Origin of the sequence: Micromonospora sp. NPDC000121, from assembly GCF_042899165.1 — a bacterium.
Taxonomy (GTDB): Bacteria; Actinomycetota; Actinomycetes; order Mycobacteriales; family Micromonosporaceae; genus Micromonospora.
Window position 1 is genome coordinate 1 of sequence record NZ_JBIAZP010000003.1, and the last position, 22,072, is coordinate 22,072.

Genomic DNA, 22,072 nt, shown 5'->3' on the forward strand with positions numbered 1-22,072 from the left:
ATCGCGGCGACGAAGAAGGCCGGCATGGACGAGCGGGCCGCCGTGGTGGCGATCGCGACGGCGTTGCAGGAGTCGAAGCTGGAGAACCTGGGTCACCTGGGTGAGCGCAACGACCACGACTCGCAGGGCCTGTTCCAGCAGCGCCCGTCGAGCGGGTGGGGCACGGTCGAGCAGATCACCGACCCGGAGTACTCGACGATGGCGTTCCTGAAGGGTCTCAAGCAGGTCGACGGGTGGCAGGACATGCCGCTGACCAAGGCGGCGCAGACCGTGCAGGTGTCGGCGTACCCGGACCACTACGCGCAGTGGGAGCGGCAGGCCGCTGACCTGGTCGCCAAGCACTGGAACAGCTGACCGACAGCGAGACAGACTTTCCACCACAAGGGGGATCGCTGGCCGGCACCCGACACGGGTGCCGGCCAGCGGCGTCTTCTCACCACTGACGGCCGGTCGGCCCGGCAATGCGGCAGGTGCGGGAACACCGACGGCCGTCGGCTGGTTGAATGAGGTGTCGGTGTGCCCAGTGTCCCCGGGCCTCACCTGAATTGCCTTCGCGGAATACCGTTCGGCTGGAGCCGCGTCGCGCCACGCGCCGAGAGGCGACCTGCACACCGACGCCCAGCGCCGCCCCCGTGCCGATCCGGCCCGGGGGCGGCGCTGTCTCGTATCCACATCCGTTTTCCCTTGGGCTGATCGTGGCGGACCCGTGCGGGTCGACACCGCCAGGACCTCGCGCGCTGCGAGGCGGCGGGGGAGTGGGCGCGGTGCCCGGACCTCGCGCGCTGCAGGGCGGGCGGGGCGAGTGGGTGCGGTGGAGGCAGAATGGGTCGGTGGATGTGCAGCGGGAGTGGCGCGACCAGCCGGGTGTGGTCGTACTGCCGAGTGGGGCGGCCGTGCGCGGGCGCCGGGTCGCCGACGTGGCCTCGCCTGCGGACTTCGCTCTGTTGTTGGCGCCCGGTCCGGCGCCGGCCTGGCCGCACCGGAGGATCCGGTGGCCGGACTTCTGGGTCCCGGTCGACCGGGCGGACGCGGTCGACGCGCTGGGCGAGGCACTGCGTCGCGCCCGCGACGGCGAGCGGGTGGAGGTGGCCTGCAAGGGCGGCACCGGGCGCACGGGCACGGCGTTGGCCGCGTTGGCGATCCTGGACGGACTGCCGCCGGAGCGGGCCGTGGACTGGGTACGCGCCGCCTACCGCCCACGGGCGGTGGAGACCCCCTGGCAGCGTCGCTGGCTGCGCCGACTCGCCTGATCCGGCCCGATCGTGGCACGCCCGGCCGAGCACCTCGTTGTGGTTCGTGTCATCGGCGAGGTTTGCGCAGCTCTCGGTGGGTAAGAGGGGCACCTCGTCCGAACCTTGAGGCAGGTACCAGCACCATGGCTCCACCCCGCCCCCTTGTCCGCTACCACGGCGCGCACCGCGCGGCCACGCGTACGGTGCCGGCGGTCGTCCGTACGGTCGCGTCGCTGGCCGTGCTCGTCGTGCTCGCCACGCTCTTCCTCGACGCCCTGCTGATCACCGTCGGGCTGCTCACCCCCGTCGCGGCCTCGGTGTCACCGATGCGGCGGTGGCTGCGCCGGCTGGCGGCCCCGTCGGCCCGGGCCGTCCCCGCGCCCGTCCGCTGAGCGTCCCCCTGCCGCGTGGCTGCCTGGTTCCGGCTCTGTGGCACCGGGACCAGGGCACGCCGCCTACCGCCCACGGGCGTCAAGACTCCTTGGCGGCGTCGCTGGCTGCGCCGACTCGCCTGATCCGGCGGGATCGTGGGCACTGGCCGGGTCCCGAAGCAAGCCCCGTCACAGCGTGCTCGTGGCAGTGGTGGAGCGTCTCACCAGGATCAGGCAGCCCAGCACCGATGATGCCGTCTGCGCCAGCACCCAGTGCCACCCGAGCACGTCTGGGGTCTGCACGGTGATCAGGCCGATGGAGACCGGCAGGGTCAGGATCGCCAGGACGTCCACGCCGTTGGCGAGCCAGAGAAGCATGCCGGCGGGGAACGCGCCGAGTGGAGTCTCGATGAGGATGGTGCCGATGCTGGCGGCGCTCGCCTTGGCGCGCTGGAAGGCGCCGACGGCGACAGCCGGCCCTGCCACGATCCCCAGAACCCACCACGGACCGTCGAGCATGCCGGCGGCCTGCAAACCGCCCAGGGCGACCGCACACCAGACAGCCGCGACGGCGGCCGGGACCACGAGTCTCTGGGTGGTCACCCAGCGGCCCGGAACGCCGAGGAGCCGGAGCATCGCCGGGTTCCCAGCGTCGCTGTGGGTGGACTCCGAGGTGAGGCCGGCGGCAGCCAGGGCACCGATGAGGAACGCGCCCATCAACAACCAGTTCGGGCCGTCGGCGAGGAGGGTCGGCACGGTGGCGCTGCCCGCGAGCCACCACAGCTTGCCCGCCTTTCGCCGAACGATGAGCAGGTCCTGCGCGACGAGTGGCGGTACGCGCCGATGTGCGACCAGCCTGGCCGTGCGGATGCCCATCCGCCGTCGCCAGTAGCGTCGCGCGCTCAACTCGGTCAGGTACGAGGGCTCGACGGCGTAGACGACGTCGGAGTAAGCGCCTGCGTTGACGGAAGCCTCCGCGATCGGGGACGACGGCCAACCGTTGAGTCGCCGATACGTCACGACCACCGCGACGACTGAGCTCATGAGGGCAACGCAGCCGAGAGCGAGGAGCAACGCCGCCGCCGGTCTCTCCTCGACCGGCAGCCGGTACTCGCCGAACATCTGAAATCCCGCCGCCACCACGAGGCAACCGGCGCCGACGGCGACACCCGCCCCGTCGGCGACGCGGGCCGTGTTCGGCCGCTGCTGGCAGTACACGGCTACCAGTGCCACGACGATCGCGGCGGCGCCGCCGGCGGCGGCACTGGCCACGAGGATGATCGGTCCTGCCGGCCGGCCGGCGAGGTGACCCGTCACGGCGAGGCCGGTCACGCCGCCCAGCACGACAGCCGCGACGGTGGTCAGCACCAGCGCCGGCGTCAGCAGCATGCGCCGCGGCACCGGTGCGGGCAACAGCCAGGTCGCGTCGCTACGGCTGATCGACAAGGGACCCAACTGGCGTAGCACGACGAAGAACGCCGCGAGCACCGCCGCGGCCCCGACGAGGACCGTCGCGTACGGCCCGCCGGCCGGTGGCGTCTGTGGCCAGACGACGGCGACGACGGGCTGACCGAGCAGCGCGACCGCCATCAGCAACGCCAGGGCCACCGCGTAGACGGTGCCGACGTCGACCCGGCCCTCCGCGGCGATCTGCCGCCGCCGGATCCAGCGGCGGATGTTGACCCCCTCGGGGGGGCGGGAAGGTGTCGGCACGTGAGTCAGGGTCACGGGCTAGCTTTCCGGCCTGCTCAGGACGATCGCGGTCGCGCCGACGCCCTGCCAGAAATCCTCGTCGTGGCTGGCCATGACGAGGGTGCCGCCCGACGCCACATAGGCGCGCAGATGCGTCGCGATGGCGGCCTTGATTCCGGTGTCGAGCCGTTGCTCCGGTTCGTCGAGAATCAGCAGGCGGCTCGGACGGACGAACGTGGCCGCCAAGAGGAAACGCTGGCGCTGACCGGACGAGAGCGTGATGGGGAGGCTGTCTGCGAGGCCGGTCAGCCCCAGCGGGTCGCAGACAGCGTCGATGTGCCCGTCGTGCGGGTCCCCGCCGTTGGCGACCCGAACCAGGTCGAGGTGCTCACGCACCGTCAGCCCCTGATACCAGCTCGGGGACTCCACGGTGGTCGCCACCTGACGCCAGAACTCCACGCTGCGCCCGGGCGTCGTAGAGAAGACTGTGACCGAACCGTCGGACGGCTCCTGCAGGCCCGCGATACAGCGCAGCAGCGTGGACTTGCCCGCCCCGTTCTCGCCCACCAGCGCGACGACGGCACCTTTAGGAACCTGCAGGCTGACAGCGTCGAGGACGACCGTTGACCCGTAGGCGACCGTCAGGTCGTCGACCGCTACGGCACAAGCCGAACGGGCGCTCATTGCGACATGCTCACGTGGGGGGCCCCGCTTTCGCGCAACCGGATTGGCGGCCCATGCCCGGACGGAATGCTCATCGTACAAGCGCGATCCCCGTTCAAGCTGGCCTGCGGTTTGTATTGCGGTGGCACCGGCGAATGGATCGGCAATAGGCGGGGGATGCGAAGGACGCTTCCCGTGAGAATGCCGAATTCCTTCGCCGACCGATGACACACCTGCGCCGTCTCGCGTGGAGGTCACCTGCCGAACGTCGTCCGGATGCTCGACCTGCCTGGTCCCGGTGCGGCGCACCCGCGCCGGGACCAGGACACCTCACGAGTCAACGGTCGACGTACTCGCGCAGGTGGCGGGCGGTCAGGGTGTCGCCGTGGGCGACCAGGTCGGCCGGGGTGCCGGTGAACACGATCCGGCCGCCGTCGTGCCCCGCTCCGGGCCCGAGGTCGATCAGCCAGTCGGCGTGCGCCATGACCGCCTGGTGGTGCTCGATGACGACGACCGTGTTGCCGGCGTCGACGAGCCGGTCCAGCAGCGCGAGCAACTGGTCCACGTCGGCCAGGTGCAGGCCGGTGGTCGGCTCGTCCAGCACGTAGGTGCTCGCGCTGTCGGCCATGCGGATGGCCAGCTTGAGTCGCTGCCGCTCGCCGCCGGAGAGGGTGTTGAGCGGTTGCCCGAGGGTGAGGTAGCTGAGCCCGACGTCGACCAGTCGGTCGAGGATCACCCGGGCCGGGCCGCTGGGGAAGAAGTCCCGGGCCTCCGTGGCCGGCATCGCGAGCACCTCGCTGATGTTCTTCCCGCGCAGCCGGTAGGTGAGCACCTCGTCGGTGAAGCGCCGGCCCTCGCACCGCTCGCAGACCGAGGCGACGCCGGCCATCATCGCCAGGTCGGTGTAGACCAGGCCGATGCCCTTGCAGGTGGGGCAGGCGCCCTCGGAGTTGGCGCTGAACAGGGCCGCCTTGACCCCGTTGGCCTTGGCGAAGGCCGTCCGGACCGGGTCCAGCAGGCCGGTGTAGGTGGCCGGATTGCTGCGCCGGGAACCCCGGATCGGGGACTGGTCGACGACCACCACGCCGTCGCGGCGGTGCAGCGAGCCGTGGATCAGCGAGCTCTTGCCGGAGCCGGCTACGCCGGTGACCACCGTCAGCACCCCGAGCGGGATGTCGACGCTGACGTCGCGCAGGTTGTGCAGGTCGGCGCCGCGGATCGACAGGTGGCCGGACGGCTGGCGTACGTGCTCGCGGAGCCGGACGCGGTGGTCGAGGTGGCGGCCGGTGAGGGTGTCGGAGCGGCGCAGGCCCGGCACGTCCCCGGTGTAGCAGACCCGGCCGCCGGCGGCGCCCGCCCCCGGCCCGAGGTCGACCACGTGGTCGGCGATCGCGATGGTCTCTGGCTTGTGCTCGACGACCAGCACCGTGTTGCCCTTGTCCCGCAGGCGCAGCAGGAGGTCGTTCATCCGGGCGATGTCGTGCGGGTGCAGGCCCACGGTCGGCTCGTCGAAGACGTACGTGATGTCGGAGAGGCTGGATCCGAGGTGCCGGACCATCTTCACCCGCTGCGCCTCGCCGCCGGAGAGGGTGGCGGACTCGCGGTCGAGGCTGAGGTAGCCGAGGCCGATCTCCACCAGCGAGTCGAGCAGGTCACGCAGGTTGCCGATCAGCGGGGCGACCGACGGGTCGTCGATGCCGCGGACGAACCCGGCCAGGTCGCTGATCTGCATGGCCGAGCACTCGGCGATGTTGCGTCCGGCGATCCGGGAGGACAGCGCCGCCTCGTTGAGCCGGGCGCCGTGGCAGGCGGCGCAGGTGGTGAAGGTGACCGCCCGGTCGACGAAGGCGCGGATGTGCGGCTGCATCGACTCGCGGTCCTTGGCCAGGTAGAGCCGGCGCACCTTGACCGCCAGGCCCTCGTACGTCCAGTTGTTGCTGCCCACCTTGATCTTCGTGGCCGGCTTGTGGAGGAAGTCCTCCCACTGCTGGGGCGTGTAGTCCTGGAGCTTGACGTCGGGGTCGAACAGGCCGGAGTTGACGATGGTCTGCCAGTACCAGGAGTCGACGGCGAAGTTGGGCACCGTGATCGCGCCGTCGTTGAGGGAGCGCTCGACGTCGACCATCTCGTTGACGTCGAGGTCGGAGACCCGGCCGAGGCCCTCGCAGGTCGGGCACATCCCCTCGGCCAGGTTGAAGCTGAACGCCCCGGCCCCGCCGACGTGCGGGGTGCCGAGCCGGCTGAACACGATCCGCAGCATCGCGTACGCGTCGGTGGCGGTGCCGACCGTGGAGCGGGAGTTGGCGCCCATCCGCTCCTGGTCCACGACGATGGCCGGGGTCAGGTTGCGCAGCGAGTCGACGTCGGGCCGGCCCAGGCTCGGCATGAACGACTGGAGGAAGGCGCTGTAGGTCTCGTTGATCAGGCGTTGCGACTCGGCGGCGATGGTCCCGAAGACCAGGGAGGACTTCCCCGACCCGGAGACGCCGGTGAAGACGGTCAGCCGGCGTTTGGGGATGTCGACGGAGACGGCGGCGAGGTTGTTCTCCCGGGCTCCGCGTACCTCGATCATGTCGTGGCTGTCGGCGGCGGACCGTGCTGGCTGCTGCATGCGAACCCTTCGCGAGATCGTGGGCGGATTCCGCCCGGCCATGTCTTCGGGGGGCGGCTTCCTTCGATCGTCTCATTCATGTGCTTGTAGAGGCTTCCGCCGCCTTGGCCTGCCGCTCGCGCCTGGAGAGGTACGGAAAGTCTCAAATAACGTGTGAGCCGGGGGCGTACTGGCGCCCGGCGGGGCGGTCCACGCGGGACGCGGCGCGTCAATTCGGTGACCCGATGGATAACGGCGGGACCGTAACCAGTGTCCCGAGTGAAGGATCGCCGGTGAGGTCCGCTGCCGTGGGTGAATCAGTGGTTGACCTTCGATGTATCGAGATTTACGGTGATGGCCGTAATTTCAGAAGGGATGCCTATGCCTCTCCAGCAGCGTCGCCGCCTGGCGTCGGTCGCCATCGTGGCGACCCTCGTCGCGGCCACCGCCGTGTCGGGTACCCCGGCCGTCGCCGCCACGCCGACCGAGACCCTGGTCGGCGTGCCGCACCACAACCTGGCCATCTACGGTGCGACCTTCGGCTCCACGTCCGCGGGCGACTACGCGTACGCCGTGGCCCGTGGGACCACCGGCGCGCTCAACGTCATCGACACCCGCACCGCGACCGTGGTCCGGACCCTGCCGCTGCCCGGCGCCGGCGGTTCGTGGGGTGGCACCGTCACCCCGGACGGCACCGCGTACATCGGTGCCGACAGCAAGTTGTTCCGCTACCGGCCCGGCGCGGACCACGTGGAGGACCTGGGCTCGCCGGTGCCGGGGGAGACCACGACGTGGCGCCTGGCCAACGACGGGGAGCGGGTCTTCGTCGGCACCTTCCCCACCGGCAAGGTCTACTCGTACCACCACCGCACGGGTGCTGTCCGGGACTACGGGCAGATCTGGCCGGGCGAGCAGTACGTGCGCAGCATCGGCGTCGCCAACGGCAAGGTCTACGCCGGCCTGGGCACGGTGGCCCGGCTCGTCGAGGTCGACATCGAGTCCGGGGAGCGCCGCGAGATCCCGCTGCCCGAGCGGTACCGCACCGAGCAGTTCGTCTACGACCTCGACGTGCACCAGCACACGCTCTTCGCCCGGCTCGCCAACAGCAACCAGGTGCTCGTGTACGACCTGAAGGCCGGCCAGTGGATCGCCGAACTCGGTGTCGGCTCGGGCCTGGACTTCTCCCCGCCGGACGCGAAGAAGAACGTCTACTTCTCCTCGGCCGGTCGGCTGACGGCCTACAACCTGGACACCCGCACGCTGACCCCGACCGGCTTCACCGGGTTCGGCACGTCGCGCGGATTCGGCTGGGCGCACCTGGACGATCCGAAGTGGCCCGGCAGGACGCTCGTCACGATCAACCTGAGCGGCAACCTGTCCTACTACAACCCGGAGACCGGCGCCAGGAAGGTCGTCTCCGCCGGGGTCAAGGGACTGCCCGCCCAGCTGCAGACGGTGGAGGCCGGCCCGGATGGCAAGATCTGGTCCAGCGCCTACCCGAGCGGCGGCATCACCTCCTACGACCCGGCGACCGGCGTCTTCAGCGAGAACGCCGGGGCGCTGGGCCAGGCCGAGGGCCTGCTCTCCTACCAGGGCAAGATCTACGCCGGCGTGTACCCGGGCGCGAACCTGCTCGAACTCGACCCGACCAAGCCCATCGTGCGGGGCACCAACCCGCGGCAGTTCGCGACGCTCCGCACCGAGCACCAGGACCGGCCGTTCGCCATCACGGGGGTCGGCAACCGGATCGCCTTCGGCACCATCCCGGAGTACGGCCAGCTCGGCGGGGCGCTGACGCTCGTCGACCCGGCCACCGGGGCGAAGGAGGTGCACCGCAACGTCGTACCGGAGCAGAGCGTCACCGCCCTGGCCACCGTCGGGGACCTCGTGCTCGGCGGCACCGGCATCTGGGGCGGGCTCGGCATCGCGCCGACCCAGACGGAGGCGAAGCTCTTCCTCTGGGACCCGGCGACCGCGACGAAGGTCTGGGAGGGCACCGCCATCCCGGGCGCCAAGGCGATCACCCGGCTGATCGTGGCGCCGGACGGCCGGATCTGGGGATCCACCTCCGGCACGCTCTTCGAGTTCGACCCGGTGAGCCGGACCGTGGTCCGGACCGTCGAGGTGGAGCCGTTCGACTGGAACGTCTCCCACGTCTGGCGCAGCGACCACCTGGCGGTCGCGCCGGACGGCGCGGTGTGCGGCAACTTCCGGTCCACCGTCGCCTGTGTGGACCCCGAGACGCTCTCGGTCCAGAAGCTGGCCACCGGCATCAGCGACGTCTGGACGATGGACGCGTCGGGCGTCATGTACTACGCCCGGGGCGGGGAGCTGTACCGGCTCACGCGCTGAGCCGGTGTGGAGGGGCCCCTTCCTGTCGTTTCTCTGGACAGGAAGGGGCCCCTTCCGTACACCCTGGCGGCATCGATCGCCCGGGGCGGGCACGGAAGATCCCGGCGAGTGGGTGGGCGGTACGGTGGCCCGGTGGTGACCGCGCGGAAGGGCAGTGGCCGGCTGCGGGCCGTGGACCTCGCCGCGACCGCCGGGATCTCCGTCCAGCAGGTCCGCAACTACGTCGACCTGGGCGTGCTGCCACCGGTCGAACGCACCGCCGCCGGCTACCGCATCTTCACCGCCGACCACCTCCGGGCGCTGTCCGTGGCCCGCCGGATGGCCGAGGGCCACGGCTGGGCGCGTACCCGGGAGGTCATGGCCGCCGTGCACCGGGGCGACCTGCCGGCGGCGCTGGCGGCGCTCGACGGCGGCCACGCCGAGCTGGACCGCGAGCGGGCGGACATCCGGCGGGTGCTCGGCGCGTTCGAGACGGTGGTGACCAGCCCGCCGGCGACCCTGCCGGCGCCGCGGCGCGGGGTGCGCATCGGCGCGGTCGCCGACCTGGTCGGGGTCCGCACCTCCCAGCTACGGCTGTGGGAGCAACGCGGCCTGGTCCGGCCGGTCCGCGAGCGCGGCACCGGCTACCGGGTGTACGACCAGGCCGAACTGCGGGCCGCGCAGGTCGTCGCGCTGCTGCGCCGGGGCGCGTACCCGTTCGACATCATCGCGGCCGTGCTCGACGAGATGCGCACGACCGGAAGCGCCCAGCGGGTCCACGCGGAGCTGGCCCGGCGGGAGCAGGAGCTGCACCGGCGCAGCCTGCGGCGGCTGGGCGCCTCGGCCGCGCTGTACGACTACCTGCGGCACCGCGACGCGACCCTGCCGGGCTGACTCAGCGCAGCACCAGCAGGTCGAGGTGGTCGACGACCGGGCCGGTCGCCTCGCGGGCCGCCGCCCGCAGCCGCGCCAGGCCGCCGGCGTACTCCTCGTCGGTGATCAACTGGAGCGGGGTGTGGGCGCGGCGCTCGAGGCGCTCGGCGAGCTCCGCCAGCGACCCGGCGGTGGTCTGCGCGACCGGCTCGACGCTGCTCACGGTGAACCCGGCCGCCGCGAACGCCGAGCGCACCCGCGCGAGGTCCGGGTAGCGCCGCAGCACCCGGACCGCCTCGGGAAACCAGTGGAACAGGGAGATCCGCTGGTGCCGGCCGGGAAAGGGCGAGCGGATCAGCACGGGCGCGCCCGGCCGGAGCACCCGGCGCAGCTCGCGGGCCGCCGCGTCCAGGTCGGCGACGTGATGGATCATCGTGGACAGCCAGGCCGCGTCCATCGTGGAATCGCGCAGCGGCAGCGCGAGGGCGTCGCCGGCCAGCAGCGGCCGATGGGTGGCGCGGGACCGCATCGCGTCGGCGGGCTCCACGCCCACCACCCGGACGCCGAACCAGTCGGTGAAGGCGCTGGCCCACGCCCCCGTGCCGGCGCCGAGGTCGAGCACGCTCGTCCCGGCCCGGGGCCGCAGGTGCTGCCCCACCGCGTGCCGCCACCGGTCCAGCCCGCTGCGCGGCAACTCCCGCGTGGCGGCGAAGGCGGCCGCGTCGGTGTCGTCGTAGGAGATCAGAGCCACGGCCATCACCTCGCCACCGTCGCCGGGACGTCCGGGCGATCGTGATCCGGTTCTAGTCGGTGGGGACGCCGCAGGCAACGGCTTGTGAGACAACCGACGCGGTCGTCCGGCCGGCCGGGATCCGGGCTACGACCTGCGGTCAGCCGGACGCGCGCTCCGCGACCCGCCGGTCCCGTGCGTCGCCGAGCGCCGTCGAGGCGAAGAAGGCGTCCGCGGCGCGGAGGGCGGTCGCGTCGCCGAGCACGTCGCCGGGGCGGTCGGCGTGGCCGAGCAGCGCGCCGCCCCATCGCATGCCGAGGTAGTCGGCGCTCATCGACAGGCTGTTCAGCAACGGGTCCGCCTTGGCCGGGTCCTCGTCGCTGAGGGCGCTGATCGCCCACATCGTGCGGCCGCGCATGCGGGCTCGGAAGTCGACACCGGGCAGCCGTAGCCAGGTCGACCAGTGGTCGAGGTAGAGCTTGGTGGGGGCGCTGACGCTGTACCAGTAGACCGGGGAGGCGATCACCAGGTCGGTCGCGGCGAGGGTCTCCGTCAGCAGCAGCGCCTCGTTGCCGGACGGCGGGGGAGGGCACTGACCGTGTCGGATGTCGTGGAACGGCGCCAGCGGGTGGTCGGCCAGGTAAAGCCAGCGCTGCTCGACACCGGCCGGCAGCGCGGCTGCCGCGCGCCGGGCCAGGAGTTCCGTGTTGCCGCCGGGGCGTGAACTACCCAGGAGGAAGAGGAAGCGCCTGGCCACACCGTCCATGTTCACCGGTCGGATGTACCCACCCCGCGGCCGGCGGGCATCGACGGATCGTGCGCCTCGTCGCCCGCCGCCGCACGACCAGCCGGCCGGGTACGTGGCTCAGAACGTCACGGCCGCCAGCACCAGCAGGGTGCAGGCCGTCTCGACCAGCCCCACCCGCTTCGGCGTGAGCCGGCGCCCGGGCAGCGCCACGGCCCGGGCCAGCAGCGCCGCGAAGACCAGGGCGACCGGCGCCGGCGCCCAGAGCGCCGCGGCGAGCGCGGCGACGGCGTGGTACGCCCAGGACGCCCACCGGTGCCCGGCGCTGTCCCGCTCCCGGATCATCGTCTTGACGTAGAGGATCGTGCCGACAAGGTAGCCGAGCGCCACCGCCGTCACGCCGGCCACCCGGGTCGGCGGCACCCCGGCGACCGTGGCGACGACGAACCCGAGCAGCCCGCACTGCGCCACGAAGGCGAGGTCGTTGAGGAGCGCCCGGTCCCGCCGCCGGCGCGCGTGGCCGGCGTTGACGGCGGCCAGGACGCCGTAGAGCGGCGCGTACGCCAGGACCGCCGGCCGGGCCACCAGCACCGGCGTGGCGCACAGCACGGTGGCGACGCCGTACGCGGTCAGTTGCGGGCGTACCCGCCGGAACCGGCCGGTCTTGACCGCCTGCAACCCGAAGTACGACAGCGGGTAGGCGGCGAGCGCCGCCCCGAGCAGGGGCAGGTGCAGCGGGTGCGGGCCGGTGACGGTCACCGCCGCCAGGAAGGGCAGCAGCAGCATCGCCCAGGCGCCGTGCTGCGGCGGCAGCCAGCCGGGCGACCGGCCGCCGGTCCGGGCGCGGCCGGTGGTGGTCGCCGTGGGCCGTACGGTCGGCCCGGCGGCGGGGCGGTGACGGCGGGCCGGGACGGTGGTCACGGCTGCGGCGTCACGGTGAGCAGGACGGCGGCGTCCGTCACGGCGTGCAGCGCGTGCCGCCGCGGCGGGACGACCACCAGGTCGCCGGCGTGGCCCTCCCAGGACTCGTCGCCGGCCACCAGGCGCACCTGCCCCAGGAGCACCTGCAGCGTGGCCTCGCCCGGGTTGTCGTGCTCGTCGAGCGAGCGACCGCCCCGGAGCGCGAGCAGGGTCTGCCGCAGCCGGCGGTCCCGGCCGGAGTGCAGGTTGCGGGCGCTGCGTCCGCTGTCGGCCTCCCGGGCGGCGGCGAGCTGCTCGTCGGCGAGGCGGGTCAGCGAGAGAGCCTCCATGCTGCGTCCTTCCGGGTGGGTGGCGCGCCGGCGTGCGGGCCGTCCGTGCGGCGGCGACCGTCCCGCAAACCGGAAGATCGTCTGCCGCTTTCGGTTACCAGCTTCCGCGCCGGGCCCGCCCGGCGACAGGGCCGATGGTCCCGGAATCCGGGCCCGCCCCGGTCGCACGCGCCGGCGGACACCTCCGCACCGCGCCGCGACCCCGGCCCCCGGAGCATGGGGAAGCCGGCCCGTGTGCCGGACCGGGCCGACTAGGGTGCGGGGCATGAAGGTTCGGCTGCTGGCGGCCACGGCGACCGCCGTCCTCCTCGCCGCCGGGGCGCCCGCCCCCGTGGCGGCCGCCCCGACCGCTCGTACCGCCGCCGCGACGACCGCGTCCGGCGCGGTGCCGCCGACGCCGTGCCCGAAGGCGCCCGCGCCGGCGGTGTCCCGGCCGCCGCGCCCGTCGCCGCCGCCGGCCGTGCCCGAGGAGCGGGCCGTGGGCGGGCCGGCGCTGGCCACCGCCGGCCTGGTCGTTCCCGCGGGGGCGCCGCGGCCGCCGGCGGTCACCGCATCCTCGTGGCTGGTCGCCGACCTCGACACCGGCGAGGTGCTGGGCGGCTGCGGCCCGCACGAGTACGGCACCCCCGCCAGCGTGCAGAAGCTGCTGCTGGCGGCCACCATGCTGCCCCGGCTCGACCCGAAGCAGGTCGTCACCGTCACCGACGGCGACATGGACATCGAGCCGGGCTCCTCCGCCGTCGGGCTGGTCGCCGGCGGCCGCTACCGGATCGAGACCGTCTGGCTCGGGCTGCTGCTGCAGTCCGGCAACGAGGCGGCCAACCTGCTGGCCCGCCTCGGCGGCGGCCCGGACGGGATGGCCGGCGGCGTGCGGGCGATGAACGAGGAGGCGCACCGGCTCGGCGCCCTGCAGACCCACGCGGTCACCCCGTCCGGCCTCGACGGGAAGGGCCAGTTCACCAGCGCGTACGACCTGGCGCTCATCGCCCGGGCCTGCTTCGCCGACCCCACCTTCCGCCGGTACGCGCTCACCGAGACCCACCGCATCCCCGCCCAGCCGGCGCAGCGGACCAAGGGCTTCGAGATCCAGAACGAGAACCAGCTCATCTACCGCTATCCCGGGGCGCTCGGCGGCAAGACCGGCTTCACCGACCTGGCCCGGCACACCTATGTCGGGGCGGCCCAGCGGGACGGTCGCCGGCTGGTCGTCACGCTGCTCGGCGCCGAGCCGCGGCCCGCGCGCGGCTGGGAGCAGGGCGCCGCGCTGCTCGACTGGGGCTTCTCGCTGCCCCGGGGATCCGCAGTCGGCCGGCTCGTCGAGCCGGGGGAACTGGCCGCCTCGGCGGCCGCCACGCCGCCCGCGCTCGCCGCCACCGGCGACCCGCGTCCGGCCGCGGCCAGCGGCCCGCTGGAGGACGGCCTGCTGGGACGGTGGCCTGCGGCCGCGCTCGCGGTGGCCGTGCTCGGGCTGGCGGCGGCGACGCTGCTCTGGCGACGCCGGGCGGGGCGGCGCCGGACCCCCTGACCGCGGGTGCTCGTGGTCACCCACCTGTCGCAGGTCGCCGCGGTCGCAGGACGGATCGACAACCGACGACGGGATCCATAGACTCCGGTCTTTCTGGTGCCACACGTCCAGGGAGGATCCACGTGCCGAGCGAATCCCGACCGCACTCCGTCCCACCGTCGATCGCGGCACCCCGCCGACCGGCCCGCGCGCTGACCCGCCTCGCCGGCGTGGCCCTGGTGGCGGGCGCGCTGGTGACCGGTGGCGGTGCCGCCGCGGTCGCCGCGCCCGCCGGGTCCCCGGCCGACTCCGCCGCCGATCCCCGGGGCACGCCGGGACCGTGCTCCTACACGGAGACGCCGGAGGAACCGGCCGCCCGGCCGGTCCCGCTGCCGCCCGACCCGAGGCGCACGCCCGACCGGGGCACGGTGCGGGTGACGCTGCGGACCAACCAGGGGCCGATCGGGCTGACGCTCGACCGCGAGGCCGCGCCGTGCACCGTGCAGAGCTTCCTGCACCTGGTGCGGCACCGCTTCTACGACCACACCTCCTGCCACCGGCTCACCGCGTACCCGACGCTGAAGGTGCTCCAGTGCGGTGACCCGTCCGGCACCGGCTCGGGCGGCCCGGGCTACCGGTACCTCGACGAGCTGCCCACCGACCTGCCGCCGGCGCCGACCGACCCGACCGGCGTGCGGCGGCTCTACGCCCGGGGCACCCTCGCCATGGCCAACGCCGGCCCGGACACCAACGGCAGCCAGTTCTTCCTGGTCCAGTCCGACTCGGCGCTGCGCCCCAACTACACCGTCTTCGGCTCGATCGACGCCGCCGGCCTGGCCACGCTCGACCGGATCGCCGCCGGCGGCATCGCCCCCACGGCCGAGGACCCGGCTCCGGTCGACGGCGCGCCCGCCCTGCCGGTCGACATCCACCGGGCCGTCCGGCACCACCACTGACCGTCTCCACCGCCCCGCCCGGCCGTCCCTCGGCCGGGCGGGGCTGGGCTGGCGGCACCCGCGCGTACGACTGTCGCCGGACCCGGGGCCCGACGGGCCCGCACCCTGATAGACAGGGAGGCGTGGACAGGGCGGGCCGGGCCGGCCGGCGGTCCCGGGCCGCCGCCCGGACCGTCGTCGTGGCCGTGGTGGTCGCGGCGCTGGCGCCGGCCTGCACCAGGCCCGGTCCGTCGCCGGCGCCGTCGGTGACGGCGCCGTCGGTGACGGCGGCCCCGACCGCGACCACGACGCCGCGCGCGCCGGGCTTCGTCGTCCTCACCGACGTGGACCCGCGGATCCGCACCGACATCCGGTACGCCACCGCGCACAACTTCGTCGGCCGGCCGGTCGCCGGTTACCCCGAACCGCTCTGCCTGCTCACCCGGCAGGCCGCCGAGGCGCTGCGCCGGGTGCAGGACGCCGCGCTCGCCCGGGGCCGCAGCCTGAAGGTGTACGACTGCTACCGCCCCCGGCGGGCCGCCGACGACTTCGTCGCCTGGGCCAGGCAGCCCGGCGATCAGCAGATGAAGGCGGAGTTCTATCCCCGGGTGGCGAAGTCGAAACTGTTCGACGAGGGGTACGTCGGCGCGCCCACGTCGCACAGCCGGGGCAGCACGGTCGACCTGACCCTGGTCGACGTGCCGACCCCCACCCAGGCCCCGTACGCCCCGGGCCAGCCGCTGGTCTCCTGCACCGCCCCTCGGGGGCAGCGGTTCGGCGACAACAGCGTCGACATGGGCACCGGATTCGACTGCTTCGACCCGCTCGCCCACACCGACTCGCCCCGGATCACCGGCACGGCACGGGACAACCGGCGGCTGCTGCGGCAGTTGATGAGCGACGGTGGCTTCGTCAACTACGACCGCGAGTGGTGGCACTACCGCTACCGTGACGAGCCCTGGCCGGACACGTACTTCGACGTGCCGGTGGCCCGCTCCTCGGTGCCGAGCGGGTAGCCGACACGGCGGCCCGGCACGGCGGCCACCGGCAGGGCACGGGCCGGTCTCGGCGGACGTCCGGCGGGGTGCGCGGCGGGACGCGGTGCGGCGCGGGGCGGGCCCGTCCGGCATGATCACGTCGGGAGGGGTGCCGCCGCGCGGGGCCCGCACGAGCACTCCGACGGCGGCTCGTCGTCGGGGGAGGGGAGTCGACGTGACCACCGAACGCATCGGCCCACCTGTCACCGGGAGCGAGCGCGAGATGCTCCGCGCGTTCCTCGACTACCACCGGGCCACCCTCGCCATGAAGTGCGACGGGCTGTCCGACGAGGATTTGCGCCGGCGGTCGATGCCCCCGTCCACGCTGTCGCTGCTCGGCCTCGTCCGGCACATGGCGGAGGTGGAACGCAACTGGTTCCGGCGGACCATCAACGGCGAGGACGTCCCGCTGGTCTGGTCGGACTCCGGCGACTTCCAGGTGGCGTACGACGCCAGCGGCGCCACCCGGGCGGAGGCGTTCGACGCCTGGCAGCGGGAGGTCGCGCACTCCCGCCGGATCGAGCGGGAGGCGGAGTCGCTCGACGTGACCGGCCACAACGCCAGGTGGGGCCAGGACGTGTCGCTGCGGCTGGTGATGCTGCACCTGATCCACGAGTACGCGCGGCACAACGGCCATGCCGACTTCCTGCGTGAGGGCATCGACGGCACCGTCGGCGCCTGAGCGGCATCGACGGAGCCCCGGGCGCCACGCGGCATCGCCGGCACCGTCGGCGCCCGCGGCGGTTGACCGCGGGCGCCCGGGCGCGGTGGTCAGCCCTCGGCGCGCAGCGGCAGCCAGGCCAGCACGTCCTGGATCTTCGCGTCCCAGTACGCCCAGTCGTGCGCGCCGGGGCAGAAGTCCACGGTGAGCGGGACGCCCCGCTCGCGGGCCGCCGCGACGAAGGTCAGGTTGTCCTCGTACAGGAAGTCCTCCGTGCCGCAGGCGACGTAGAGCGCGGGCAGGTCGGCGCCCGCCTTGTCGAGCAGGGCGAGTGCGTCGTCGTCGCTGCCGGCGACGGCACGCTCGCCGAAGACGGTGTGCCAGACCTGGGCGTCGATCGGATGGACCGGGTCCTGCCGGCGGCCGGCCACGTCCAGCGCGCCGGACAGGCTCGCCGCCGCCGCGAACCGGCCCGGGTCGCGCAGCGCCCACTTCAGCGCCCCGTAGCCGCCCATCGAGAGCCCGGCGACGAAGGTGTCCTCCCGGCGGGTGGAGAGCCGGAAGAACTGGTGGCACAGCCCGGGCAGCTCCTCGCTGAGGAACGTCCAGTACCGGTTGCCGTGCTCCTCGTCGGAGTAGAAGCTGCGTGCGACCTGGGGCATCACCACCGCGAGGCCGAGCGGCGCGACGTACCGCTCGATCGAGGTGCGGCGCAGCCAGATCGTGTCGTCGTCCGACAGGCCGTGCAGCAGGTAGAGCACGGGCGCGTCCCCGTCCGGGGCGGCGCCGGCCATGCCGATTTGCGACGAGGTTCGCTGCGGCAGGATCACCGTCATCGAGGTGTTGAGACCGAGCACCTCGGAGTAGAAGTCAGCACGCATCAGGGCCACGGTCGTCGACCGTAGCCCATCACACGTCCGGCGGAGGATCCCGCCAGCGGGCCGCTCAGCCGGGGGTCGCCCGGGTCGCGGCCCGCAGCCGGTCGTCGAGCGCGTCGAGGTCGGGGACGAACCACACGTGGTCGGCCTGGTTCGACTCCTGGACGAGGGCGCGCAGGGCCGCGCTGGCCGCGAGGTGCCGGGAGATGTCGCCGACGACGACCAGTCGCAGGCGGTAGTTGACGAACTTCTGCATGACCTCGCCGGCGAAGCGGCTGCCGAGGGAGAAGAAGGACGGGTCGAGCCGGTGCGCGGGCACGGCCACCACCTCGGCGCCGAGGAAGGCCGCGCCGATCAGGTCCAGCGCGTCCTGCACCGTGGCCACGGGCGGGTCGTCCGGGTCGCACACCAGCACCGGCACGCCGGCCCGCTCCCGTACCACGTCAGACATTCCCGACCTCCCGGGTGACCAGGCCGTTGTCGCCGTCGAGCACCGCGTCGAGCAGGCGCAGCATCTCGGCGGTGGCGGCGGCGCCGCCGAATATCACGATCTTCATGCGGTGTCGCTCCTCGTCGTGGACGGTCTGGACGCGCAGCGGGCGGCCGGGGTCGTGGCCGGTGTTCGCACCCGCCAGGACGAGCGTGCCGAGCCGGTCGGCGGCGGCCCGGTCGACGCCGTCGATCTGCACGATGCTCGACACCTCCACCGCCGGGCCGGCGGCGGGACGGGCCGGCGCCGGCCGCCCGGTCAGGGCGTCGAGGTCGGCGCGGGCGATCCGGTACTGCTTGCCGATCCGCACCGCCCTCAGCCGGCCGGCGCGGATGTAGCCGCGCACCGTGCGCACGTGTAGGCCGAGCCGCTCGGCCACCTGCTCGACGGAGAACATTTCCTCACTCATCACTCCCTATGCTAGTGCTGATAGGGAGTGATAGGGAAATGCAAAGCGGCTTCGCTCCTGTGACGCGCAGCCGGCCGGCGCGTCCGGTGCGCCCGGAGCCGAATATCCATTGCGGCCACCGTCCGACGCGCCTACCGTCATCGGCGCAAGGTCAACCGAACGACCCAGGGAGTACGCCGTGTCGCAGCGCACCCGCACCGACGCCGTGTGGCCGACGCCGCACGGCGGTGCCTCGCTGCCCACAGGGGAGCGAGCCCTGGGTCAAGGCCGTCCCGAGCAGGGCCGGCAGCCGGGGTGGCGGCGCGACTAGCGCCAGCGCGTACGCGCAGCCGCCCACCCCACCGGGGACCGGGCGGCTTTTTCGTCCACCCGGACCGACGTTCCCTCCGCCCCACCCCCGTCCCGATCCGGCGACGTCGACCGTTCTCAACTCCACAGTGGAAACAACACCCCGGTCGGCCGCCACCTGCCGACCCGGGGAGACGACACCATCACCGGGACGAGGGAGCTGGCTGACCCGCTCGCCTTGGGCGCGAGAGACACGGGGTTCGATTCCCCGGTCCCGGACGGCAGGACAGGGTGCCGACCCTGCCCTGGCACGGGCCGTTGGAGCAATGGGGAGCTCGCCCGGTTCTCAGCCGGGAGGTCACGGGTTCGAACCCCGTACGGCCTACGCGGCGACGCCCGAGCGGCGTCGCAGGCACGCGGTTGTGGCGCAGTCAGGTCAGCGCGTCACCGTGCCATGGTGAAGATCGCCGGTTCGAATCCGGCCAACCGCTCCACCCGCCGGGCCCCGCGCCCGACGGGCCGGCCGCGCGCTGGGCGCAGAGGGGTCGTGCACGCCCCTCCCGCCGGGTTCGATTCCCGGGCGGTCGTCGATAACTTCCGGTCGCGCCGAGACGGGTGCCGACCAGCCGACGACACGAGGAGACGACGATGAGTTTCACCCCGCTCGCGGGCACCCGCGCGCCGGTCCGGGTCTGGACCGACCCGTACGGCATCGAGCCGCAGGCCGCCCAGCAGCTGCGCAACATCGGCGCGCTCCCGTGGGTGGAGGGCGTCGCGGTCATGCCCGACGTGCACTTCGGCAAGGGCGCCACCGTCGGCTCCGTCATCGCGATGCGGCAGGCCGTCTCGCCGGCCGCGGTGGGCGTCGACATCGGCTGCGGCATGTCCGCGGTCCGCACCTCGCTGACCGCCGCCGACCTCCCCGACGACCTGGCCGGGCTGCGGTCGGCGATCGAGGCCACCATCCCGGTCGGGTTCGCCCAGCGGGAGAAGCCGGTCGACCCGCGCCGGATCCGGGGCCTGGAGCAGGCGGGCTGGGACGACTTCTGGCGCCGGTTCGCCGGCCTCGACCGGCGGGTGGCGCAGCTGGAGACGCGGGCCCAGCGGCAGCTGGGCACGCTCGGCGGCGGCAACCACTTCATCGAGGTGTGCCTGGAGCAGGGCGGCGCCGACGAGGGACGGGTGTGGCTGATGCTGCACTCGGGCTCCCGCAACATCGGCAAGGAGCTGGCGGAGCGGCACATCGCCGTCGCCCGGCGGCTGCCGCACAACGCCGACCTGCCCGACCGGGACCTGGCGGTGTTCCTCGCCGGCACGCCGGAGATGGACGCCTACCGCCGGGACCTGTGGTGGGCGCAGGAGTACGCGCGGCGCAACCGGGCGGTCATGCTGGCCCTGCTCTGCGGCGTGGTGCGGGAGCAGTTCCCGCAGGTGCGCTACGACGAGCCGATCTCATGCCACCACAACTACGTGGCGGAGGAGAGCTACGACGGGGTCGACGTGCTGGTGACCCGCAAGGGGGCGATCCGGGCCGGTCGGGGGGACCTGGGCATCATTCCCGGGTCGATGGGCACGGGGTCGTACATCGTGCGGGGCAAGGGGAACCCGGCCGCGTACTGCTCCGCGTCGCACGGGGCCGGGCGGCGGATGTCGCGGGCGCAGGCGAAGCGGACCTACAGCACCGCCGACCTGGCCGCGCAGACGGCCGGCGTGGAGTGCCGCAAGGACGCGGGGGTGGTCGACGAGATCCCCGGCGCGTACAAGGACATCACCCAGGTGATGTCGCAGCAGGAGGACCTCGTCGAGGTGGTGGCGCACCTCAAGCAGGTCGTCTGCGTGAAGGGATGACCGCCGACCGGCGCCCAGGAGGGGTGGGCGCCGGTCGCCCGCCCCGGTGGCTCAGCGGAGAGAGCGCCGGTCTACGAAGCCGGAGAGCCAGGTTCGAGTCCTGGTCGGGGCACGGTCCGGATCCGCGACGCGGAACGGAACCCCTTGCGAGCTGGTGCAATGGGCAGCACACCCGTCTCTGGAACGGGCGATGGAGGTTCGAGTCCTCCGCTCGCAGCGAGGCCGGGGGCCACGTCGACGCGGCCCGCGCGTCGGCGAGGGCCGGGCGTCCGGGATGGAGGCCCGTTCCGCCCGTCGGTGCCGCCCCGCCCGGCGGTCCCTCGACCGGGACCGTAGAGTCTCGCCGTGAGCGAGATCGGCACGCAGGTCGACCTGTTCCACCCCGCCGCGCGGGTGTGGCACGCATTGACGGATCGTGAGTTGCTCGCCCGGTGGTTCACCGAGGTCGAGCCCAAGGCGGGGACGCCGAACCGGCTGCTGCTGTACACAGCGGGGCTGCCTGGCTTCGACGCCGCCGTCGACGCGGAGGTCACCCAACGGCAGGAGCCGGAGCTGATCGTGCTGCGGTGTCTCGAGCGCGGCCGGCGCAGCCGGCTGACCTGCGCCGTCACCGCGACCGCCGAGGGCTGCCGGCTGTCGGTCCGCGAGGTGCTGGAGCACGGCGACTGGGCCGACGAGCAGCGCGAGCGCCGCGAGGAGTGCTACCAGCAGGCCCTGACCAATCGGCTGCCCGCGATTCTCGACTGGCTGGCTTTCCAGCAGGTGGACCTGAGCCGTAGCGAGGCCGGGATGACGGCCGAGATACCGGTCACGGAGGTGTTCGACGACGAGGCGACGCCGGCCGGCCGCCGCAGCCGGCCGCTGCTGGTCGCCGGGCTGGCCGGCGCCGCGCTGGCCGCCGGGGTGGCGGTGTGGGCGGTGCTGCCGGCCGAACCGGACCGCGCCGCCGCACCGGCGCCCGTGCCGGCGCCGACCGCAACGACCATTCCGAGCAGCTCGCCCCGGTCGACCCTCTCCGCCCGTCCCACCCGGACCGCCACCCCGGACGCCACCCGCCCGAGCCGCACCCCCTCGGCGAGGCCCTCGCGTACGCCCACCTCCGCCGCGCCGTCGGAGCCCGCCGTGACCGCCCGCTACGAGACGGTGTCGACCCGGCTCTTCGGCTACACCGGCGAGGTGGTGGTCGACAACTCGGGCGGCGCGGCCGCGAAGGAGTGGACGGTGGTCGTGACGCTGGCCGAGGGCGGCACGGTCTCCGACGCCAGCGGGGCCGACTGGCGGCAGGACGGGCAGTCCGTCACCTTCACCGGGCCGCCCGTGAAGGCCGGGCAGTCGCGGACGTTCACGTTCGAGGTCCGCGACAGCGATCCGACGGCCAAGGAGCCCGAGGGCTGCGCGGTGGGCGGCGACCCCTGCGGCGGCCTGTGACGGCCCCGGCCCGGGCCGAGCCGGGGCCGGCCGTGCGCGTCCGTGCGGCGCGGCCGCCCTGCCGGCAGGACGACGAACCGTACGCCGGGCGCTGACGCTGCGGCGGCCGCCGGCCCA

General features: G+C 73.6%; 20 protein-coding genes, 5 tRNA genes and 1 pseudogene. 16 read left to right on the top strand and 10 right to left on the bottom strand.

All coding sequences use genetic code 11. From position 1 onward, the window contains the following. The 3 genes and pseudogenes from ACFY23_RS10580 to ACFY23_RS10590 form a co-directional block, all read left to right on the top strand. Positions 1–354 (top strand): annotated as a pseudogene (locus tag ACFY23_RS10580) (hypothetical protein); the annotation flags it as partial. Positions 355–830: 476 nt separating this feature from the next. Then, positions 831–1,250 (top strand): protein-tyrosine phosphatase family protein, encoded by a 420-nt coding sequence (locus ACFY23_RS10585; RefSeq protein WP_350685763.1) that lies wholly within the window; start codon positions 831–833, stop codon positions 1,248–1,250. Positions 1,251–1,375: 125 nt separating this feature from the next. After that, positions 1,376–1,624, top strand: coding sequence for a hypothetical protein (locus ACFY23_RS10590; RefSeq protein ID WP_350685762.1), 249 nt, complete (start codon positions 1,376–1,378; stop codon positions 1,622–1,624). A gap of 168 nt (positions 1,625–1,792) precedes the next feature. Here ACFY23_RS10590 and ACFY23_RS10595 read toward each other — a convergent pair whose 3' ends face one another. From ACFY23_RS10595 to ACFY23_RS10605, 3 genes are all read right to left on the bottom strand, one after another. After that, on the bottom strand, positions 1,793–3,325 hold the full coding sequence (locus tag ACFY23_RS10595) for a DUF6297 family protein (RefSeq protein ID WP_350685766.1): 1,533 nt from the start codon (positions 3,323–3,325) through the stop codon (positions 1,793–1,795). 9 nt (positions 3,326–3,334) lie between these two features. Then, positions 3,335–3,979, bottom strand: a complete 645-nt coding sequence (locus tag ACFY23_RS10600) for an ABC transporter ATP-binding protein (RefSeq protein ID WP_350685761.1) — start codon at positions 3,977–3,979, stop codon at positions 3,335–3,337. Positions 3,980–4,295: 316 nt separating this feature from the next. Continuing rightward, the gene (locus tag ACFY23_RS10605; RefSeq protein WP_350685760.1) at positions 4,296–6,569 is read right to left on the bottom strand and encodes an excinuclease ABC subunit UvrA; all 2,274 of its coding nucleotides are present in this window, start codon (positions 6,567–6,569) and stop codon (positions 4,296–4,298) included. A gap of 354 nt (positions 6,570–6,923) precedes the next feature. Here ACFY23_RS10605 and ACFY23_RS10610 point away from each other — a divergent pair, with 354 nt between their 5' ends. Together ACFY23_RS10610 and ACFY23_RS10615 are read left to right on the top strand one after the other, a co-directional pair. Further along, positions 6,924–8,900 (top strand): hypothetical protein, encoded by a 1,977-nt coding sequence (locus ACFY23_RS10610; RefSeq protein WP_350819693.1) that lies wholly within the window; start codon positions 6,924–6,926, stop codon positions 8,898–8,900. Between the two features lie 132 nt (positions 8,901–9,032). Beyond that, on the top strand, positions 9,033–9,773 hold the full coding sequence (locus tag ACFY23_RS10615; RefSeq protein WP_350685758.1) for a MerR family transcriptional regulator: 741 nt from the start codon (positions 9,033–9,035) through the stop codon (positions 9,771–9,773). Position 9,774: 1 nt separating this feature from the next. Here ACFY23_RS10615 and ACFY23_RS10620 read toward each other — a convergent pair whose 3' ends face one another. From ACFY23_RS10620 to ACFY23_RS10635, 4 genes are all read right to left on the bottom strand, one after another. Further along, on the bottom strand, positions 9,775–10,503 hold the full coding sequence (locus tag ACFY23_RS10620) for a methyltransferase domain-containing protein (protein WP_350685756.1): 729 nt from the start codon (positions 10,501–10,503) through the stop codon (positions 9,775–9,777). Between the two features lie 139 nt (positions 10,504–10,642). Continuing rightward, entirely contained in the window at positions 10,643–11,248 is a 606-nt protein-coding gene (locus ACFY23_RS10625; protein WP_350685765.1) for an NAD(P)H-dependent oxidoreductase, read from the bottom strand. Between the two features lie 99 nt (positions 11,249–11,347). After that, a complete protein-coding gene (locus ACFY23_RS10630; RefSeq protein ID WP_350819692.1) occupies positions 11,348–12,148 on the bottom strand; it encodes a YwiC-like family protein in 801 nt (266 codons plus the stop codon). Continuing rightward, positions 12,145–12,477, bottom strand: a complete 333-nt coding sequence (locus tag ACFY23_RS10635; RefSeq protein WP_350687411.1) for a cupin domain-containing protein — start codon at positions 12,475–12,477, stop codon at positions 12,145–12,147. Before ACFY23_RS10635 ends, ACFY23_RS10630 begins: the two co-directional genes overlap by 4 nt. Positions 12,478–12,742: 265 nt before the next feature. On the opposite strand from ACFY23_RS10635, the gene ACFY23_RS10640 reads away from it, so the two are divergent. The 4 genes from ACFY23_RS10640 to ACFY23_RS10655 all read left to right on the top strand — a co-directional run bounded on the left by ACFY23_RS10640 (position 12,743) and on the right by ACFY23_RS10655 (position 16,635). Further along, entirely contained in the window at positions 12,743–14,002 is a 1,260-nt protein-coding gene (locus tag ACFY23_RS10640) for a D-alanyl-D-alanine carboxypeptidase (protein WP_350819690.1), read from the top strand. A 122-nt stretch (positions 14,003–14,124) separates the two neighbouring features. Continuing rightward, entirely contained in the window at positions 14,125–14,937 is an 813-nt protein-coding gene (locus tag ACFY23_RS10645) for a peptidylprolyl isomerase (RefSeq protein ID WP_350687562.1), read from the top strand. Positions 14,938–15,116: 179 nt separating this feature from the next. Then, complete coding sequence (locus tag ACFY23_RS10650) at positions 15,117–15,932, top strand: M15 family metallopeptidase (protein ID WP_387038910.1); 816 nt, start codon at positions 15,117–15,119, stop codon at positions 15,930–15,932. 196 nt (positions 15,933–16,128) lie between these two features. After that, a complete protein-coding gene (locus ACFY23_RS10655; protein ID WP_350685678.1) occupies positions 16,129–16,635 on the top strand; it encodes a DinB family protein in 507 nt (168 codons plus the stop codon). Positions 16,636–16,724: 89 nt separating this feature from the next. Here the strand turns inward: ACFY23_RS10655 and ACFY23_RS10660 are convergent, their stop codons facing one another. From ACFY23_RS10660 to ACFY23_RS10670, 3 genes are read right to left on the bottom strand one after another with little or no spacing between them, the layout of a single operon-like run. Then, the gene (locus ACFY23_RS10660) at positions 16,725–17,504 is read right to left on the bottom strand and encodes an alpha/beta hydrolase family protein (protein ID WP_350685676.1); all 780 of its coding nucleotides are present in this window, start codon (positions 17,502–17,504) and stop codon (positions 16,725–16,727) included. A gap of 55 nt (positions 17,505–17,559) precedes the next feature. Next, entirely contained in the window at positions 17,560–17,943 is a 384-nt protein-coding gene (locus ACFY23_RS10665) for a DUF4180 domain-containing protein (protein WP_350685674.1), read from the bottom strand. Next, a complete protein-coding gene (locus tag ACFY23_RS10670; RefSeq protein WP_350685672.1) occupies positions 17,936–18,391 on the bottom strand; it encodes a helix-turn-helix domain-containing protein in 456 nt (151 codons plus the stop codon). The genes ACFY23_RS10665 and ACFY23_RS10670 overlap by 8 nt, the downstream gene beginning before the upstream one ends. 494 nt (positions 18,392–18,885) lie before the next feature. On the opposite strand from ACFY23_RS10670, the gene ACFY23_RS10675 reads away from it, so the two are divergent. The 7 genes from ACFY23_RS10675 (at position 18,886) to ACFY23_RS10705 (ending at position 21,955) form a co-directional block, all read left to right on the top strand. After that, positions 18,886–18,958, top strand: a tRNA-Pro gene (locus ACFY23_RS10675). Positions 18,959–18,991: 33 nt separating this feature from the next. Then, a tRNA-Glu gene (locus ACFY23_RS10680) sits at positions 18,992–19,064 on the top strand. A gap of 31 nt (positions 19,065–19,095) precedes the next feature. Continuing rightward, a tRNA-Gly gene (locus ACFY23_RS10685) sits at positions 19,096–19,173 on the top strand. Positions 19,174–19,327: 154 nt separating this feature from the next. Beyond that, a complete protein-coding gene (locus tag ACFY23_RS10690; RefSeq protein WP_350685670.1) occupies positions 19,328–20,527 on the top strand; it encodes an RtcB family protein in 1,200 nt (399 codons plus the stop codon). A gap of 40 nt (positions 20,528–20,567) precedes the next feature. Continuing rightward, positions 20,568–20,639: transfer RNA gene (locus tag ACFY23_RS10695), tRNA-Arg, on the top strand. Positions 20,640–20,672: 33 nt separating this feature from the next. Continuing rightward, a tRNA-Gln gene (locus ACFY23_RS10700) sits at positions 20,673–20,744 on the top strand. A 128-nt stretch (positions 20,745–20,872) separates the two neighbouring features. Continuing rightward, positions 20,873–21,955, top strand: coding sequence for an SRPBCC domain-containing protein (locus ACFY23_RS10705; protein WP_350685668.1), 1,083 nt, complete (start codon positions 20,873–20,875; stop codon positions 21,953–21,955). The last annotated feature ends 117 nt before the right edge of the window (positions 21,956–22,072 follow it).